16 protein-coding genes are annotated in these 16,319 nt (G+C 70.1%); 8 read left to right on the top strand and 8 right to left on the bottom strand.

All coding sequences use genetic code 11. From position 1 onward, the window contains the following. Positions 1 to 87 precede the first annotated feature (87 nt). From DBV35_RS08525 to DBV35_RS08495, 7 genes are all read right to left on the bottom strand, one after another. Positions 88 to 888: a GntR family transcriptional regulator gene (locus DBV35_RS08525; protein ID WP_108659730.1), complete on the bottom strand. Its 801-nt coding sequence runs from the start codon at positions 886 to 888 to the stop codon at positions 88 to 90. Continuing rightward, complete coding sequence (locus tag DBV35_RS08520) at positions 885 to 2,276, bottom strand: FAD-dependent oxidoreductase (RefSeq protein WP_108659729.1); 1,392 nt, start codon at positions 2,274 to 2,276, stop codon at positions 885 to 887. Before DBV35_RS08520 ends, DBV35_RS08525 begins: the two co-directional genes overlap by 4 nt. Beyond that, complete coding sequence (locus DBV35_RS08515; RefSeq protein WP_108659728.1) at positions 2,273 to 2,887, bottom strand: cysteine hydrolase family protein; 615 nt, start codon at positions 2,885 to 2,887, stop codon at positions 2,273 to 2,275. The genes DBV35_RS08520 and DBV35_RS08515 overlap by 4 nt, the downstream gene beginning before the upstream one ends. Next, on the bottom strand, positions 2,884 to 4,941 hold the full coding sequence (locus DBV35_RS08510; RefSeq protein ID WP_108659727.1) for a hydantoinase/oxoprolinase family protein: 2,058 nt from the start codon (positions 4,939 to 4,941) through the stop codon (positions 2,884 to 2,886). The genes DBV35_RS08515 and DBV35_RS08510 overlap by 4 nt, the downstream gene beginning before the upstream one ends. Beyond that, positions 4,938 to 6,686 carry a hydantoinase B/oxoprolinase family protein gene (locus tag DBV35_RS08505; RefSeq protein WP_108659726.1) on the bottom strand — a complete coding sequence of 583 codons (1,749 nt, stop codon included), beginning with the start codon at positions 6,684 to 6,686 and terminating at the stop codon, positions 4,938 to 4,940. The genes DBV35_RS08510 and DBV35_RS08505 overlap by 4 nt, the downstream gene beginning before the upstream one ends. After that, a complete protein-coding gene (locus DBV35_RS08500; RefSeq protein ID WP_108659725.1) occupies positions 6,683 to 7,579 on the bottom strand; it encodes an isocitrate lyase/PEP mutase family protein in 897 nt (298 codons plus the stop codon). The genes DBV35_RS08505 and DBV35_RS08500 overlap by 4 nt, the downstream gene beginning before the upstream one ends. A gap of 117 nt (positions 7,580 to 7,696) precedes the next feature. Further along, a complete protein-coding gene (locus tag DBV35_RS08495) occupies positions 7,697 to 8,257 on the bottom strand; it encodes an NADPH-dependent FMN reductase (RefSeq protein ID WP_205648513.1) in 561 nt (186 codons plus the stop codon). A gap of 105 nt (positions 8,258 to 8,362) precedes the next feature. Here DBV35_RS08495 and DBV35_RS08490 point away from each other — a divergent pair, with 105 nt between their 5' ends. Continuing rightward, positions 8,363 to 8,722, top strand: a complete 360-nt coding sequence (locus DBV35_RS08490) for a winged helix-turn-helix transcriptional regulator (protein ID WP_108659724.1) — start codon at positions 8,363 to 8,365, stop codon at positions 8,720 to 8,722. 12 nt (positions 8,723 to 8,734) lie between these two features. On the opposite strand, the gene DBV35_RS08485 is transcribed toward DBV35_RS08490, so the two are convergent. Further along, positions 8,735 to 9,832 (bottom strand): family 8 glycosyl hydrolase, encoded by a 1,098-nt coding sequence (locus DBV35_RS08485; RefSeq protein ID WP_157961642.1) that lies wholly within the window; start codon positions 9,830 to 9,832, stop codon positions 8,735 to 8,737. 363 nt (positions 9,833 to 10,195) lie between these two features. Between DBV35_RS08485 and DBV35_RS08480 the strand changes: the two genes are divergently transcribed. From DBV35_RS08480 to DBV35_RS08450, 7 genes are all read left to right on the top strand, one after another. Further along, positions 10,196 to 10,546: a hypothetical protein gene (locus DBV35_RS08480; protein WP_108659722.1), complete on the top strand. Its 351-nt coding sequence runs from the start codon at positions 10,196 to 10,198 to the stop codon at positions 10,544 to 10,546. A 388-nt stretch (positions 10,547 to 10,934) separates the two neighbouring features. After that, entirely contained in the window at positions 10,935 to 11,270 is a 336-nt protein-coding gene (locus tag DBV35_RS08475) for an STAS domain-containing protein (protein ID WP_108659721.1), read from the top strand. Beyond that, positions 11,267 to 11,632 carry a response regulator gene (locus DBV35_RS08470; protein WP_108659720.1) on the top strand — a complete coding sequence of 122 codons (366 nt, stop codon included), beginning with the start codon at positions 11,267 to 11,269 and terminating at the stop codon, positions 11,630 to 11,632. The genes DBV35_RS08475 and DBV35_RS08470 overlap by 4 nt, the downstream gene beginning before the upstream one ends. After that, positions 11,632 to 13,611 (top strand): chemotaxis protein CheA, encoded by a 1,980-nt coding sequence (locus tag DBV35_RS08465; RefSeq protein ID WP_108659719.1) that lies wholly within the window; start codon positions 11,632 to 11,634, stop codon positions 13,609 to 13,611. The genes DBV35_RS08470 and DBV35_RS08465 overlap by 1 nt, the downstream gene beginning before the upstream one ends. Continuing rightward, positions 13,608 to 14,096 (top strand): chemotaxis protein CheW, encoded by a 489-nt coding sequence (locus DBV35_RS08460; protein ID WP_205648512.1) that lies wholly within the window; start codon positions 13,608 to 13,610, stop codon positions 14,094 to 14,096. Before DBV35_RS08465 ends, DBV35_RS08460 begins: the two co-directional genes overlap by 4 nt. 3 nt (positions 14,097 to 14,099) lie before the next feature. Next, complete coding sequence (locus DBV35_RS08455) at positions 14,100 to 15,770, top strand: methyl-accepting chemotaxis protein (RefSeq protein WP_108659717.1); 1,671 nt, start codon at positions 14,100 to 14,102, stop codon at positions 15,768 to 15,770. After that, positions 15,767 to 16,240: a chemotaxis protein CheW gene (locus DBV35_RS08450; RefSeq protein ID WP_108659716.1), complete on the top strand. Its 474-nt coding sequence runs from the start codon at positions 15,767 to 15,769 to the stop codon at positions 16,238 to 16,240. Before DBV35_RS08455 ends, DBV35_RS08450 begins: the two co-directional genes overlap by 4 nt. The last annotated feature ends 79 nt before the right edge of the window (positions 16,241 to 16,319 follow it).

Raw genomic sequence — 16,319 nt, 5'->3', positions numbered from 1 at the left:
GTTCACCGGAGCACCGCATCGGCACCCCGCCCTTGGGTCGCTTCTGAGCAATCCTTAAGGCGGGAAGTGGGTGTCGCGCCAGCGTCTTCAGCGTTTGCGCGCGTCCGCGCCGGCGCTGGCGCTCCAGTGGCGCGCCCCCTCCCGGCCGGTGCGCACGAGGTCCATGCGCAGGCTGTAGAGGTCGGGCCGGTAGAGGGCGTGGAGGTGCTCCATCCCCTCGTCGGCCGGACCGAACACCACGCGCGACAGCGACACCAGCGGCGAGCCGACCGCGACGCCGAGCGCCTCGGCGACCTCCGGCCCGGCGAGGACGGCCGTCATCTCCTGGCGGGCGTGGTGCGTGCGCAGGCCCGTCCGCTCCATCAGCTCGAGGAGCGGGAGGTGCGCAAGGTCGGTCTCCGAATAGACCCGCCCGATCTCCTCAGGCACATGCGCCGTCAGGTAGGAGAAGGGCGTCCCGTCGATGAGGCGCACGCGGACCGAACGCTGCACCACCGCCCCCTCGCCGAGCCCCAGCGCGACGCGCACGGGCTCTGGCGCGCGCACATAGGAGAAGGCGATGAGGCGCACATCGGTGGAGCGCCCCATCTCGAGGAGATGGCCGAACGCGTTCGCGACGTCGGTGATGAGTGTGCCGACCTTCGCCCGGTCGACCCGCACGAAGGTGCCCGCCCCGGCGCGCCGCTCGATGAGCCCCTCCTCGGCGAGTTGGGCGAGCGCGCGGCGGACCGTAACGCGCGAGACGCCCTGCCCGGCCGCGAGCGTCGGCTCGCCCGGCAGACGGTCTCCCGGCGCCCATTCGCCGGAGAGGATCTGGTCGCGCAGGATGAGATAGACGGTCTGGGTCTTGAGGGGATCGGTCGTCGCCCGCGCCGTCCCGCCGCTCATTGGCCGGCTCCCGCAGCGAGCCCCGCGATCCGCCCGAGCGCGACCGCCGAGAGGAGCCCGTTGCCCGACAGATAGCCGCTCGCGTCTCCGCCCGAGACGCCGCACGCCGCCCCGCCGACGGCGAAGAGGTTGGCGATCGGCCCGCCATCGCCGCTGACGACGCGGGCCGAACCGTCGACGACGAGGCCGCCCTGGGTGTGGAAGAGCGCGCCGGTGACGCGGACGGCGCGGAAGGGCGCGGCGAGTTGCGGCACGCCCGCGAAGCGCCGGCCGAATTCGTCGACGCCGCGCTCCGCCTTCAGCCGCGCCACATCGTCGAGCGCCGCGCCGAGCGCGTCGGCGGGCACGCGCATCGCGGCGGCGAGGCCCTCGACGGTGTCGGCCTCCAGGATCGCGCCGGCTGTGACGGCGTTGCGATAGTCCTCGAACTGCGCCGCGATTTCGGCGATGCGGGCGTCGAAGACGGTCCACGCGACCCCGCCCGGCTCGGCGAGCACGGCCGCCGCCTGCTCCGAATAGCCGGACGCTTCGTTGGAGAAGCGGCGGCCCTCGGCATTCACCTGCACGCCGCCTTCCATGATGGTCGCCCAGGTGATCAGGATCCCGGCCGGATGGGCGACGCTGCCGTGCCCCTGGTGGCCGCCGAGATGGCGCGTCGCCGCGCCGAGCGCACGGCCCCACAGAAGCGCGTCGCCCTCATTGCCGGGATGGCCGAAATAGAGCGCGTCGCGCATCGCCGGGATCAGTTCGGCGACGAGCGCCTTGTTCCCGCCATAGCCGTTCGAGGCGAGGATGAGCCGCTCGGCGCCGATCCGCTCCTCGCCGCCGCCCGGCCGCTCGATCACGACACCGCGCACCGTCCCGTCCGAGCCGACGACGAGATCGCGCGCCCGCGCCTCGGTGAGGATCGCGATGTCGGCGCGCTCGACCGCCTCGCGCAGCCGGTCGACGAGTTCGAGGCCCGAGCGCGTCGGCAGGCCGTGCATCCGGTGGGCGGAGTGGCCCGGATAGTTGAAGTTGGTGACGAGCGAGAATGGCAGGCCGTGCGCGTCCGCGAGCCATTCGAGCGCGGGCCCGACCGTCTCGGCCATCCGCGCGACGGTCGCGGGGTCGGGCGTCCCCTTCGCCTTCGCCATGATGTCGGCCGCGAAGAGGGCCGGGCTGTCGGCGACGTCCGCCTCGCGCTGCCATCGCGTCCCGGCGGCAGGGACGAGGCCGGCCGAGAGCGCGGTGGAGCCGCGCGGCAGCGGATCGCGCTCCAGGATCACCGCCTCGCCGCCCGCCTCCCTGACCGAAAGGGCGGCGACGAGCCCCGCCGCCCCCGCGCCGATCACGAGGACGGGGACGGACGCGTCGAACGCCTCGTCGGACTGGAGAATGCCGCTCATGCCGGGCCGATCTCCTCCATCATCTCGGCAATCGTCGCGACGCGGCCGACGGGACGGAGCGCGTTCACGGCCGTCTCGTGGACCTCGGCGGAGAAGGCCGCGCAGCCGTCCTCCAGGAGGATCGTGTCGAAGTCGCGCACATGGCACTCGCGCACCGTGGAGGCGACGCCGCCATTTGTGACGATGCCCGCCACCATCAGCCGCTCGATCCCGCACTTGCGCAGCACCCATTCGAGCCGCGTCATGTAGAAGGCCGAATAGGCGATCTTCTCCACGACGAGGTCGGCCGGCTGGAGCGTGTCGACGAGCTGATGCCCCCACGCGCCCGGCAAGAAGTCGCCCTTTGCGAGGAACGGGCGCAGTGCCTTGAGGTGCGGCGAGATCAGCGGCTCGCCGCCCTTGCCGGGAACGAGCGTGAACTGCGTCGACACGATGAACCCGCCATGCGCGCGCACGAGCGCGGCGAGCGGGGCGAGGCGCTCCGGCAGCGCCGCGATCGCCGCCGCGCCCTGCCCGGCGCGGCCATAGGCCCCCTCCGGGTGCATGAAGTCGTTCTGCAGGTCCACGATGAGGAGCGCCGTGCGCTCCATCGGCACGGGGGACGCGATCATGCCTTCCTCTCCACGATGAGGTTGCCGAAGGAATCGATCCGCGCGGCAAGGTCCGGGTCGACGACGGTCGTCGCGTCCGGCTGCTCCAGGATCGCGGGGCCGTCGATGCGCGCCCCGACCGGGAGGGCGAGGCGGTCGTAGATCGTCGCGGTGTGGAAGGCGCCGTCGAACCAGACCTCGCGCGTGCCCGTGCGCGCCCCCTCCACAGTGCCGCCTTCGGGCGCGAGGGAGGCGAGGTCGAAGGGCGGCCGCACGCCGATCGCGCTCGTGCGCAGATTGACGATGCGCATCGGAACGCCCGGCAGCAGGCGGCCGAACTGCGCCTCGTAGGCCGTCTCGAAGGCGGTGCGAATCGTCGCCTCGCTGATCCCGGTGCCCGCCCCGTCGAAGGTGACCGGGAGAGGGACGGAGAGGGTGTGGGTCTGGCCGACATAGTGCATATCGAGCGCGAAGCTTGTATCGATCCGCTCCACCGCGAGGCGGGCGTCGGCGACAACGGCGCGGGTCGCCTCCGCCTCCTCCACCATCCGCTTGTCGAGCGCGGCGGCGTCGATCCCGGCGAGCGACAGGTTCAGCGTGCGCACCTGGTCGTGGCGGATGTTGGCGATGACGCAGCCGAGCGCCGACGTGACGCCCGGATAGCGCGGGACGAGCGCCGCCTTGAGGCCGACATCCTTGATGAGCGCGCCGGCATGGAGCGCCCCGCCCCCGCCGAACGGCACCGCCGCGAAGCGCGAGGGGTCGTGACCGCGCTCGATCGACATCAGCCGGATCGCGCCCGCCATCTTGCTGTCGGCGACGCGCACGATCGCCTCCGCCGCCTCCATCACGCCAAGGCCGAGCGGGTCGGCGACATGCGCCTTGATCGCGGCCTTCGCGGCCTCGACATCGAGTCGTTCCAGCGCCCCGCCGATCGGCCGCGCCGCGTTGATGCGGCCGAGGACGACGTTCGCGTCGGTGAGCGTCGGGCGGTCGTTGCCAGCGCCGTAGCAGACCGGGCCGGGCCGCGAGCCCGCGCTCTCCGGCCCCACCTCGAGGAGGCCGCCGGCGTCGACATGGGCGATCGACCCGCCGCCCGCGCCGATCGTCGTGATCTCGATCATGGGATTGCGGATGACGAGGCCGAAATCGATGGTGGTCTGCGCCGCCAGCGCCGTCTCGCCTCCCAGGATCAGCGACACGTCGAAGGAGGTGCCGCCGAGATCGCCGGTGATGACGTCGGGAAAGCCCGCCGCCTTCGCGATCGCCGCCGCCGCGATGACGCCCGCCGCGGGCCCGGACAGCGCCGTGCGGCCCGGCAGGCGTCGCGCCGTCTCGGTCGACATCACCCCGCCATTCGACTGGACGATGTGGAAGCGGCCGGCGAAATCCTCACTCGCAAGCGCCCGTTCGAGGCGCGCGAGATAGGACCCCACCACCGGCTGGAGATAGGCGTTGAGGACGGCGGTCGAGGTCCGCTCGAACTCGCGGATCTCCGGCAGGATCGCCGAGGAGCATTCGAGGTGCTCATTCGGCCAGACGGCGCGGATCGCCTCCAGCGCCGCGACCTCGTTCGCCGGATTGGCGTAGGCGTTCATGAAGACGACGACGATCGCCTCCGCGCCCTTGTCGCGCAGAAGCTCGGCCGCGGCGCGCACCTCGGCCGGATCCACCGGGGTGCGGATCTCGCCCGAGGCGAGCGTGCGCTCGTCGACCTCGACGCGGAAATCGCGTTCCACCACGGGGACGAAATCGCCGGTGAGGCCCCAGGTGCGCCGCCGGTCGCGCCGCCGCATTTCGAGGACGTCGCGGAAGCCGCGCGTCGTCACGAGCCCGACCTTCGCGCCCTTCCTCTCCAGGAGCGCGTTGGTGCCGACGGTGGTGCCGTGGACGACCGAATGGAGCGCGGAGAGAGCGCCGAAGGTCGAGAGGCCGTTCAGGAAGCCGAGCGCCTCGTCGCCCCGGTTCGACGGCACCTTGGCGGTGCGGAAGGCGCGCGTCGCCTCGTCGAAATAAAAGAGGTCCGTGAAGGTGCCGCCGACATCGACGCCGACGATGGTGCCGAGCCCGCTCATGCCCGCGCCCCTTCGCGCAGGGCCTCAGTGGCGGCTGCATCGACCGCGCCGTCCTCGGCGATGGCGACGCGATAGACCGCGCGCGCCGCATCCCGGCTCACGAAGCCGAGCCGCACGTCGCGCGCGACGGCGTCGGGGTCGCGCGCGGCAGGGTCGCCCCACCCGCCCCCGCCCGGCGTTTCGAGCCGCACCCGGCCGCCCGCCGCAACGCGCACGCCCGTCACCTTGGAGACCATCGGCGGGCTCCCGGCTCCGGCCGCGCTCTCCCATGCGAACGTGTTGAGCGCCGCCTCGCCGCCACCCGCGACGCCGAATGGCCCCTTCTTCCCCCGCTCGCCGAGGAGCGAGACGTCGGCATCGGTCAGCACTTCCACCTCGTAGACCGCGCCGACGCCGCCGCGATGGATCCCGGCCCCGGCCGAATCCGGCCGCAGCGCCCACTGCGTGAACATCACCGGATAGGCCGCCTCAAGGATTTCCACCGGCGGGATCGTCGCCGTCGAGATCGGGTTGTTGGCGTGGTTCAGCCCGTCCGACATCGGGCTCCCGCCGAGGCCGCCGCCGAAGAAGGAGAACATCACCCAGCGGCTCCGGTCCGCGCGGTGACCGGCGATCGACAGCGCGTTGATGGTGCCGAAGGGACCGGCGAGCGCACGGCCGGGATCGGCCTGCGCGATCGCGCCGAAGACGACGCCGATGAGGCGCAGGATCGTCTCGGTGTAGCCCGCGACCGGCTTCGGCGCGCTTGCGCCGAGGAGCGAGCCATCGGTGATGGCGAACGAGATCGGCCTCAGGCACCCCGCGTTCGCCGGCACGTCGGTGAAGATGTGCTTCAGCGCCACGTAGCAGGCGGCGATGGTGGTGGAGCGGGAGATGTTGATCGGCCCCTGCGCCGCGCCCGAGGAGCGCGAGAAGTCGAGCCGCATCGTGTCGCCCGCGATGGTGAGGTCGAGCGCCACGGTGAGCGGGACGTCGACGATCCCGTCATTGTCGAGCACGTCCTCGAACGAGTAGGTGCCGTCGGGGAGGCCCTCGATCGCGGCGCGCATCAGCGCCTCCGCCCGCGCCGAGAAGGCCTCGAACGCGCTCTCCACCGTCGCGCGGCCATAATCGTCGAGGAGGGAGCCGAGGCGTCGCTCGCCGAGATCGAGGGCGTTCAGCTGGGCGTTGAGGTCGCCCCAGTTGGAGGTCGGCACGCGCGAGTTGGCGGCGAGAATCGCGACGATGTCGCCGTTCATCGCCCCGCCCGAGACGAGCTTCACCGGCGGGATGCGCACACCCTCCTGGAAGCTCTCCACGGCCTTCGGGTTGTAGCCGCCGGGAACGTTGCCGCCGATATCGAGCCAGTGGCCGACCGAGGCCATCCAGCAGAAGAGCGACCCGTCCCGATAGATCGGCCGCACGAGGCGGAAATCGTTGAGGTGGGTGCCGCCATCATAAGGGTCGTTGAAGAGGAAGGTGTCGCCGGGCGCGAGCCCGCCCTCGCGCGCCACCTTGTCGATGACGGCGCGCACGGCGAAGGCCATCGCGCCGACGAAGATCGGGAGCCCGCCTGCCCCCTGCACCAGAGTGTCGCCGGTCTCGGGGTGGTAGATGCCGTGGCAGGCGTCCTTCGCCTCGGCGATGGTGGGGTTGAAGGCGGCCCGGTAGAGCGTCGCGTCCATCTCGTCCACGATCTGCTCGAGCCGGCCCTTCAGGACGGCGAGCGTGACGGGATCGAGCGTCGCCGCCGCGGCCGCGCTCACGCCTTGTCCTCCGCATCCCGGATCGCGGCGGCCCCCGCCGCCTCGTAGGCCTTGCCGCGGGCGAGCATCTCCGGGGTCCCGATCAGCCCGTTCAGCGCGTTGAAATCGTACATGCGGTCGAGGAAGGGCACGTTGGTGCCGTTGGCGGCGAGCGAGGTGTAGTAGTCGCGCGCGGTGCGGGCGAGCGCGCGCACGATGCCGCCGGGGAAGATGACGAGGCGGAAGCCGAGCGCGCCGAGATCGTCGACCGTCTCCAGCGGGGTCGTCCCGCCCTCCACCATGTTCGCGAGCAGCGGGCGCAGCGTCGCGACCTCGCGCGCGATCGCGGCAAGCTCGGTGCGCGACGACGGCGCCTCGATGAAGAGGATGTCGGCGCCCGCCTCGGCGTATGCGCGGGCGCGGTCGAGCGCGGCCTCGGCCCCCTCCACCGCGATCGCGTCGGTGCGGGCGACGATCAGCGTCGCCTCGCTCGCGCGCGCATCGACGGCCGCCTTCACCTTGCCGATCATCTCGGCGGCGGGGATCACGGCCTTGTCCTTCAGGTGGCCGCAGCGCTTCGGATGGGTCTGGTCCTCGAGCTGGATCGCGGTCGCGCCCATCCGCTCGAAGAGGCGGACGGTGCGCTCCACATTCAGCGCGTTGCCGTAGCCGGTGTCGGCGTCGACGATCAGCGGCAGGGCGACACGGTCGCGCACCATCGCGACCGTGTCGGCGACCTCGCTCATGGAGACGAGGCCGATATCGGGGCGGCCGAGGCGGGTGTAGGCGATGCTCGCACCCGACAGATACAGCGCCTCGAAGCCGGCCGCCTCGGCGATCGAGGCGGTCAGCGCGTCATAGACGCCCGGCGCGACGACCGGGACCGGGGATTCCAACCGTTCGCGCAGGTCCATCACACTCCTCGCCCGTCATCGAGGCGGGCGGCGCGGCCCGCCTGTCACATCGAATGATCAGTCGAGTTGTATGATAGATCGGACAGATCCGGTCAATCGTCGCGACGTGAGGTTGGGTCAGGCCGCCTCGTCGAGCGCCGTGCGATCGATGAAGGTATCGAACGCGTTGATGAATTTCGTCAGGAATTCCCGCGTTGTCGCGTCGGTGAAGGCGAGATCGGCGTCCACGATGCCGGGCTTCCACTGGAGATAGACCTCCGGCTGGCCGAGCTGGATGACGCCGACCACCGGCAGGAGCGCGCGCAGGTGCATCTGGCCCGCCGCCGCGCCGATCGCGCCCGGCGAGGTGCCGATCACCGCGCCCGGCTTGTTCATGAAGCTCGACTTGCCGTAGGGGCGCGAGGCCCAGGCGATGGCGTTCGCAAGGAGCGGCGCGAAGGTGCGGTTGTATTCGGGGGTGACGAAGAGGACCCCGTCCCCCTCCTCGATCTGCCGCTTCAGCGTCGAGACGGATTGGGGCAGGTCCTGCCACAGATCCTCGTTGTAGTGCGGGACGGCGCCGAGGTCCGGGAAGACGAACCGGAACTTGTCCGCGGCGAGCTTCTCGAGCGCCTGGGCGAAGGTGCGGTTGACCGAATCCTTGCGAAGGCTGCCGACGAGGACGGTGATGGTTTTCATTTGATACTCTGGTATCTGAAGGAGAGTGCTGCCCTTCACTTGCCCCTCCCGCGGGCGAGGGCAAGACGGCACTTTCACGACACCGGAGGCACCTCGATGATACCCATGGCGACCGAGCACAGCCACGACGCGTGCCGCAGCGTGCGCGACCTCCTCGCTAGGATCGGGAGCAAGTGGACCGTGGTGGTGGTGCGGAGCCTGCGTTCCGAGCCGCGGCGCTTTTCCGAATTGAAGCGGGACATCGGCGATATCAGCCAGAAGATGCTGACCTCGACGCTGCGTGACCTCGAGCGGGATGGGTTCATTTGCCGCAAGGTGACGGCGTCGATCCCGCCGCGCGTCGACTACGCGCTCACCGATCTCGGGCGCGACCTCCTCGGCCCGCTCGACTCGCTCGGCGACTGGGCGGTCGCGAACCAGCACCGCGTCGACGCCGCCCGCGCGCGGGCGATCGCCGCCGAATAGGCCGGCCCGCCCCTACTCGCCGAGGCCGGCGGCGCAGTTCGGATAGTGCGCGTACATCGCCGCGATCGCGAAGAGGTGGATGCTCGACGCGTAATAGTTGTCCATCTTCATGGAATAGCTTTCGAGCGGGACCGGGGTGCCTCGCTGCGCACAGACCATGAGGTCGTAGAGGAAGTCGTAGGCGCTGTCCCAGAAGCGGTCGCCGCTGCGGAAGGTCGTCACGTCGAAGGTGAAGGGGTTCTTGTCGCTGCGCGGCCCCCACGCTTCGTAGAGAAATCGGTTCACCGTCGCGTTGTACTCGCCGACCTGCAGCAGATAGAGCGGGATGCGGATCGCGTTGTAGCTGAACTCGGGCGGAAAGCCGCGCGCGGGGACCGTCTCGCCATAGAGGTTGACGTTCGACCACTCGGACGGCGGATGGATAAGCCCGTCGAGCATCCGGACGCTGTCATCATAGACCTTGCGCCAGGGATATTTGGGGGCGAGCGCGTTCATCACCGGCAGCGTCATGGGGATGAAGTAGCTGAGATTAATGGTGGCGACGGACCCCTTGCGCTCCGGCTTGCCCCATTCGCCGGGCAGGAGCAGCGTGTAGTCGCCCTGCTCGATGATCAGCTTGCGGCCGACCACGTCGGCGATCGCCGCCGCCTCCGCCGCATAGCGCGCATCGTTCCACCGCATCGAGGCGAGCGAGAGGGCGGTTGCGATGAGGAGCTCGCCGTCCGTCGCGTTGTTGCGGTCGGGCGTGCCGCGCCCCGGCACGAACTTCCAGGCGAACATGCGGTCCGAGCGCTGGAGGACGCGCTTGGCGAACCCGAAGACCTTGCCGAACGTCTCCTTGTCGTCCGCGAGGAGCGCGAGGAGCATCCCGTAGCCCTGGCTCTCCGAATGGGTGATGCCCCCGTTCTGCGGGTCGTACACGCGACCGTCGGCCTTGATGAAGGACCGCTTGTAGATCGCGAAGGCGCTTGAGAACCAATATTGCACCTCGGGCGACCATTGGCCGAGGAACGGCCGATAGGTCGGCGAGACCTCGGCACTGTGCGCCGGCGCCACGGCGAGCACAGCGGCAACGATGATCCCGATCACGCGTACGAGAAGCGATTTCACCAAAAACCTCGGCCGGATTGAGACATATTCAAACAATCCATCATGCCGATTTTTATTTCAACGCAGAATTATATCACAAAATTGCAAGTAACCAATTCAACCGGACGGTTGTTGCGTCGCAGCTTGGATTTCGTGTCGCGCGGCTGAGCATTCGACCCGCGGAACCGATCGCCGCGCGCGCGCCCCGCGCGATCGCCGAATGTGACCGCCGTCACGCTTTTCTTCGCATAACATCATGAACTGACAGGAGAATTCCGAAAAGCGCGCGTTGTGATGGGGGTCACGTGCGGGTTCCGAGGGCGTCGCCATCTTCGGTGTGTCGGCAGGAGAGCCGAAGCAAACATCAGAGCAGGAGAGACGACCATGAAGAACCAGATCATCGCCGCCACCACCGCGCTGACCATCGTGATGGCCGCCATCGTCCCGAACGCCGCCTCCGCGGCTCCCTTCAACGGCTTCGCCAAGGCCGAGGTCCAGACCGACGCCACCGGGATCGAGACCGTCGGAAACCGCGGCCGCAACGCCGCCGCCGGTGCGGCCATCCTGGGCCTCGGCGCCTTCGCCCTCGGTGCCGCGATCGCCTCGGGCAACAACAACAACGGCTATCACGGCCACCGCCGGGTCCGGCAGCGCGACTGCTACATCGAGAAGGTGCGCGTCTGGAACCCGCGCCGCGGCCATTACGTGATGCGCAAGGAGAAGGTCTGCTACTGAGCCGACCCCATGAGAGCCAAAACACGGAGGCGCCCCCTCGGGTCGCCTCCGTTCGCGTTTGCGCCATCCGCACGCGCGGCCCAAGCCCCTGCCCCAATCCGCGGACGCCGCCTTCCTCGCCCCATCGCCAGCACGAGCGCTTGACGGCGCAAGCCCTCCGCCAGTGAGGACTGCCTAATTTTGACGGCGGAAGTATCGAGCCCGCTCCCACAGATACAGATTGGCGAATTTCACAGACAAATTAACAAACCACGCAGTCATCCAAGAGACGATCCTCAGACGATCCAAAACAGTTAGGCCAAACCGGCCTGGATCGTCCGTGCCGTACAGCTGTTCTCCTCAGGTCCAGACAAGCAACCGAGACCACAAACCCGGCGAGGAGCAAGGCATGGATGCGACAAGTGGGACGCTCTCAATCGAATCCTGTGATTTCGAGACGATTGGCGAACTTCATCAGGCGCTTTTGGAACAGCTCACGACAGGACGGAAGGTGGTCGTCGACGTGGCGGAGCTGGCGACGGCGCCGCTCGCTCTCGTCCAGCTCCTCCATGCCGCACACCGGACCGCGGAGGCCCGCGACGCCACGCTCGCGGTCACCGGCGTGCGTATGGGCGCGCTCGGCCCCGCGCTCGATGCCTTCGGACTGACTGCCGCGCACGCGGGCGCACCGCGGATCGAGGACGATTCCTGGACGGGGGTCGGATCCAGAAAGGAAACGAGATGACGAAGACGATCCTGGCGGTCGACGATTCCGCCTCGGTCCGGCAGATGGTCAAGATGACGCTCACCGGCGCCGGCTACGCCGTCGTCGAGGCGGACGACGGCCAGAGCGCGCTGGAGAAGGCCGGCGCGACGCGGTTCGACGCGATCATCACCGACCAGAACATGCCCCGGCTCGACGGGCTGAGCTTCATCAAGAAGTTCCGCCAGCTTCCGACCGCGATGGGCGTGCCGGTGGTGTTCCTGTCGACCGAGTCGCGCGACGACCTCAAGGCCGAGGCGAAGGCCGCCGGGGCGACCGGCTGGATGACGAAGCCGTTCGACCAGGCCCAGCTCATCAGCGTCGTGAAGAAGATCGTCGGCTGATGCAGGACACCGATCCCGCCGCCATTTTCCGACAGGAGGCGACCGAGCTCGTCGCCGCGATCGAGGCCGGCTTGCTCGACCTCGAGAAGCGGACCGACGACCGGGCGCTGATCGATGCCGTCTTCCGCGACCTCCACACCGTGAAGGGGTCGGGCGCGATGTTCGGCCATGCCGAGGTCGCCGCCTTCGTCCACGAGTTCGAGACCGCGTTCGACCGGATCCGCCGGGGCGAGGCGCGCGTCGTGCCGTCCGTGATCGCGGTGTCGCTGAAGGCGTGCGACCAGATCCTGAACCTCCTCACGGACCCGAAAGAAGCCGTCGCGAAGAGCGAGGCGATCCTCGCCGAACTCGCCGCCACCGTCGGCGATGGCGGCGCGGGGACGCCGTCCGACGGCCCGTCGGAGGGCATGCGCGTGACGTTCCACCTCCCCGTCGATGCGCTGCGCCTCGGCCACAACCCCGCCCTCCTCCTCGACGAGTTGTCGGCGCTCGCCCCCTCCTCCCGCGTGCGCGCGCTGACCGAGGGCATCCCCCCGCTCGACGCGCTCGACCCGACCGACTGCCGGATGGGCTTCGTCGTGGAGCTCCATGGCGCGGTCGACCGGGCCGCCGTGGAGGGCGTGTTCCTGTTCTTCGACGATGGGCTCTCCCTCGCGATCGAGCCGCTCGTCGAGGCGGCCGCCGCCCCGTCGTCCGACCCCGACGCGGCCCCGGCGGAGGCCGCCCCCGCCGCGAAGGCCCCGGCGGCCGCGCCCGCGCAAGGCAACACCCCGGACACGATGCGCGTCGCCACCGAGCGGCTCGACGAGCTGATGGACCGCGTCGGCGAGCTCGTGATCGCCGAGGCGCGCCTGTCCGCCCTCGCCCATCAGCTGCGCGAGCCGCATCTGATGGCCGTCGCCGAGGACATCCAGCGCCTCGCCGCGGGCCTGCGCGATTCCACCATGTCGATGCGCATGGTCCCGATCGGCTCCATCACCGGCCGTTTCCGCCGCCTCGCGCGCGACCTGTCTGACCGGCTCGGCAAGCCGATCCGCTTCGAGACCGAGGGCGAGGAGACCGAGCTCGACAAGACCGTCATCGAGATCCTCGCCGACCCGCTCGTCCACATCGTGCGCAACGCCGCCGATCACGGGCTGGAGGGGCCGGACGTGCGCCGCGCCGCGGGCAAGGCCGAGGCCGGCACCATCCGCCTCACCGCCGAATATTCCGGCGCCGAGGTCCTCATTCGCGTGAAGGATGACGGGCGCGGCCTCGATCCGCGCAAGATCCGCGCGCGGGCGGTGGAGCGCGGCCTCATCGCCGAGGATTCCCAGCTTGCCGAGGCGGACCTCTTCCGCCTTGTCCTCGCCCCCGGCTTCTCCACGGCCGAGAACGTCACCGACCTCTCCGGCCGCGGCGTCGGCATGGACGTCGTGAAGCGCACGATCGACGGGCTGCGCGGGCAGATCGAGCTCGCCTCCGAGCCCGGCCACGGCACCACCGTCACGCTGCGCCTGCCGCTGACGCTCGCCATCATCGACGGTCTTCTCGTCGAGATCGGCGGCGAGCACTACACGATCCCGCTCGCGGCGGTGGAGGAGTGCGTCGAGCTGCCGGACCAGTTCGCCGCCGGCACCGGCTCGTCCTCCTTCCTCAACATCCGCGGCGCGCTCGTCCCGTTCCTGCGCCTGCGCACGCTCTTCTCGGTCGACACCCCGCCGGTCGCCTTCCAGAAGGTCGTCGTCGTCGCCTCGGGCGGGGCGCGGGTCGGCCTCGTCGTCGACCGGATCGTCGCCAACAACCAGACCGTCATCAAGCAGCTCTCGCGCCTCCATGCCGGCCTCGACGGCTTCTCCGGCGCGACCATCCTCGGCGATGGCACCGTCGCGCTCATCGTCGATGTCCCCCAGCTCGTCGCGCTCGGCCGCGCGGCCGGTGAGCGCCGCGCCGCCGAGGGCGGCCGCGCCGAGCGCCAGTGGCTGGACCGCGCGGCATGAATGAGGAAGCCATGAACGTCGTCATGATGCGCCTCGGCGGCGAGATGATCGCCATCTCGACCGACGCGCTGCGCGAGATCCTGGAGCCCGTGCCCGTCACGCGGGTGCCCCGCGCGGGGGCCTTTTCGAGCGGGCTCATCAATGTGCGCGGCGCGGTCGTGCCGCTCGCGGACCTGCGCGTCGCGTTCGGGATGCCGCAGGAGCCCGTCACCGAGGACACCCGCATGGTGGTGCTCGACGTGCCGGTCGCCGGCGAGATCGTCACCGTCGCCGTCATCGCCGACAAGGTGCACGACGTCACCGAGTTCGACCCCGCCACCATCGAGGATCTGCCGCATGTCGGGCACGGCTGGCCGCCCGAGTTCGTCCGCGGCGTCGGAAAGTGGCAGGACGGCTTCGTCCTCATGCCCGACCTCGAACCCGTCTTCTCCCAGGCCATCGCGAACCACGCCCCCGAAACCGCGCTCTCCGACGAAGGACATTGACCGATGCGTGTCACGATCAAGCTCAAACTGGCGCTCGCCTTCATCCTCCTGATCGCCATGGCGGGGGTGGGACAGCTCCTCGCCCTGCGCGACCTCGGGGCGGCGAACCACGCCGTCAACGAGATCGTCGAAAAGAGCGCCGAGCGTGTGCGCATGTCGGCCGAATTGCAGACCCAGCAGCTTCGCGTCGCCCGTGACGTGCGCTCCTTCATCCTCGCCCCGGCGGAAGACAGGACCGATCTCGACCGGCGGATGGAGGCCTGGCGCGCGACGGCGGATCAGACCTATGAGGCGCTCTTCGCCGTCGCCTCGGAGGCCGGCCGCATGGATCTCGAAGCCTTCAAGGGCGAGCGGGACTCGCTGAAGGGGCTGAACGACCGCGCCATGCGCCTCGCCCGATCCGGCCAGACCGAGCAGGCCTACACCCTCGTCGACACCGAGGTGCGCGAGATCTGGGACCGGATGCGGGACCGGCTGAACGCGATGGTGCAGCGCAACCGCGATGAGATGGCGGCGACGGCGGCGGCGACCGATGTCGCCTACGAGACGGCGCGCACGCTCCTCATCTCGATCCTCGCCGGCGCGGCGATCCTCGGCTCGCTGATCGCCTTCTGGCTGACCGTGTCCATCTCGCGGGGCCTTTCCGGCGCGATCAAGCTCGCCCGCGCCGTCGGCGACGGCGACCTCACCGAGACCGTGCCCGTGCGCGGCAATGACGAGGTGGCCGACCTCCTGAGGACGCTGAACGCGATGATCGAGAAGCTGCGCGAGGTCGTCTCCGACGTGACCGCCGCCTCGCGCAATGTCGCGGCCGGGTCCGACGAGCTCTCCTCCGCCGCCGAAGAGATGAGCCAGGGCGCGACCGAGCAGGCCTCGTCCACCGAGGAGGCGTCCTCCTCGATGGAGGAGATGGCCGCCAACATCAAGCAGAGCGCCTCGAACGCCACCGAGACCGAGGGCATCGCCAAGCAGTCCGCCGAGGACGCGCGGACGTCCGGCTCGGCCGTCAGCGCCGCGGTGGAGGCGATGGAGACCATCGCCGAGAAGATCATGGTGGTGCAGGAGATCGCCCGCCAGACCGACCTCCTCGCCCTCAACGCGGCGGTCGAGGCGGCGCGGGCCGGCGAGCACGGGCGCGGCTTCGCGGTGGTCGCCTCGGAGGTGCGCAAGCTCGCCGAGCGCAGCCAGTCGGCCGCCGGCGAGATCTCCGCCCTCTCCGGCAACACGGTGAAGGCCGCGCGCGAGGCGGGCGAGATGCTGGAGAGCCTCGTCCCCAACATCGAGCGCACCTCGGCGCTGGTGGCCGAAATCTCCCACTCCAGCCAGGAGCAGGCGACGGGCGCTGCGCAGGTCAACACCGCGATCCAGCAGCTCGACAAGGTCACCCAGCAGAACACCTCCGCCGCCGAGGAGATGTCGGCGACGGCCCAGGAGCTCGCGAGCCAGGCCGAGGAGCTTCAGGCCGCCATCTCCTTCTTCCGCACGCTGGAGGCGCAGGCGGCGGCGTCCGGCACGCGCGCGGCCGCCAAGGCCAAGGCCGCGCCGAAGCGCGTGTCGTCTTCCGCGACGCGGGTGCATTCGGGCGGCGGCTTCGACTTCGACCTCAACGCGGGCAACGATGCGCTGGACGAGAAGTTCACCGCCGCGCCCGCCGGCAAGAGGCGCGCGGCGTGAGCGGCGTCGGGCAGGTCCTGACGCTCGGGGTCGGCGAGGAACGCTTCGCCATCCCCGTGACGAGCGTGCAGGAGATCCTCGACACGCGCCCGATCACGCGCCTGCCCGACGCGCCCTCGCACATCCTCGGGGTGATCGACGTGCGCGGGAAGAGCGTCGCCGTCCTCGATCTCGGCCTCCTCCTCGGCAAGGGGTGGATCGAGGATGACGAGAGCACGCGCATCGTCGTCCTGCGCCTCCCCTTGCGCGGCGGCGATGCAGTGCTCGCCCTCAAGGCCGACCGCGTCTTCGAGGTGACCGAGCTCGACGGGGATGCGCTGGAGCCGCTGCCCGAGGCGCGCCTCCTCGACTGGAATGCCCGCCTCGTCACCGGCCTCGGCCGCAAGGGCGGCGGCTTCGTCGCGCTCCTCGACGTGGAGCGGATGTTGCGCACGGAAGATGCCGGCGGCGGGTTCGTGCTCGCCGCCTGAGCGCCAAGACAATCCCTCCGTCCGCGTCGATGCCGGCCGCGGACCGACTGCCGGAGGAACGAGCCAGCGTCGATCGAGT

Source organism: Acuticoccus kandeliae (genome assembly GCF_003073115.1).
The sequence above is the reverse complement of the archived record's forward strand: the minus strand, read 5'-3'. Positions and strand labels throughout refer to the sequence as shown.

Excerpts from the sequence above, each read along its gene's own strand:
- DBV35_RS08525 (WP_108659730.1), bottom strand. The coding sequence starts at position 888 with ATGAGCGGCGGGACGGCGCGGGCGACGACCGATCCCCTCAAGACCCAG.
- DBV35_RS08520 (WP_108659729.1), bottom strand. The coding sequence starts at position 2,276 with ATGAGCGGCATTCTCCAGTCCGACGAGGCGTTCGACGCGTCCGTCCCC.
- DBV35_RS08515 (WP_108659728.1), bottom strand. The coding sequence starts at position 2,887 with ATGATCGCGTCCCCCGTGCCGATGGAGCGCACGGCGCTCCTCATCGTG.
- DBV35_RS08510 (WP_108659727.1), bottom strand. The coding sequence starts at position 4,941 with ATGAGCGGGCTCGGCACCATCGTCGGCGTCGATGTCGGCGGCACCTTC.
- DBV35_RS08500 (WP_108659725.1), bottom strand. The coding sequence starts at position 7,579 with ATGGACCTGCGCGAACGGTTGGAATCCCCGGTCCCGGTCGTCGCGCCG.
- DBV35_RS08495 (WP_205648513.1), bottom strand. The coding sequence starts at position 8,257 with ATGAAAACCATCACCGTCCTCGTCGGCAGCCTTCGCAAGGATTCGGTC.
- DBV35_RS08490 (WP_108659724.1), top strand. The coding sequence starts at position 8,363 with ATGGCGACCGAGCACAGCCACGACGCGTGCCGCAGCGTGCGCGACCTC.
- DBV35_RS08480 (WP_108659722.1), top strand. The coding sequence starts at position 10,196 with ATGAAGAACCAGATCATCGCCGCCACCACCGCGCTGACCATCGTGATG.
- DBV35_RS08475 (WP_108659721.1), top strand. The coding sequence starts at position 10,935 with ATGGATGCGACAAGTGGGACGCTCTCAATCGAATCCTGTGATTTCGAG.
- DBV35_RS08470 (WP_108659720.1), top strand. The coding sequence starts at position 11,267 with ATGACGAAGACGATCCTGGCGGTCGACGATTCCGCCTCGGTCCGGCAG.
- DBV35_RS08465 (WP_108659719.1), top strand. The coding sequence starts at position 11,632 with ATGCAGGACACCGATCCCGCCGCCATTTTCCGACAGGAGGCGACCGAG.
- DBV35_RS08460 (WP_205648512.1), top strand. The coding sequence starts at position 13,608 with ATGAATGAGGAAGCCATGAACGTCGTCATGATGCGCCTCGGCGGCGAG.
- DBV35_RS08455 (WP_108659717.1), top strand. The coding sequence starts at position 14,100 with ATGCGTGTCACGATCAAGCTCAAACTGGCGCTCGCCTTCATCCTCCTG.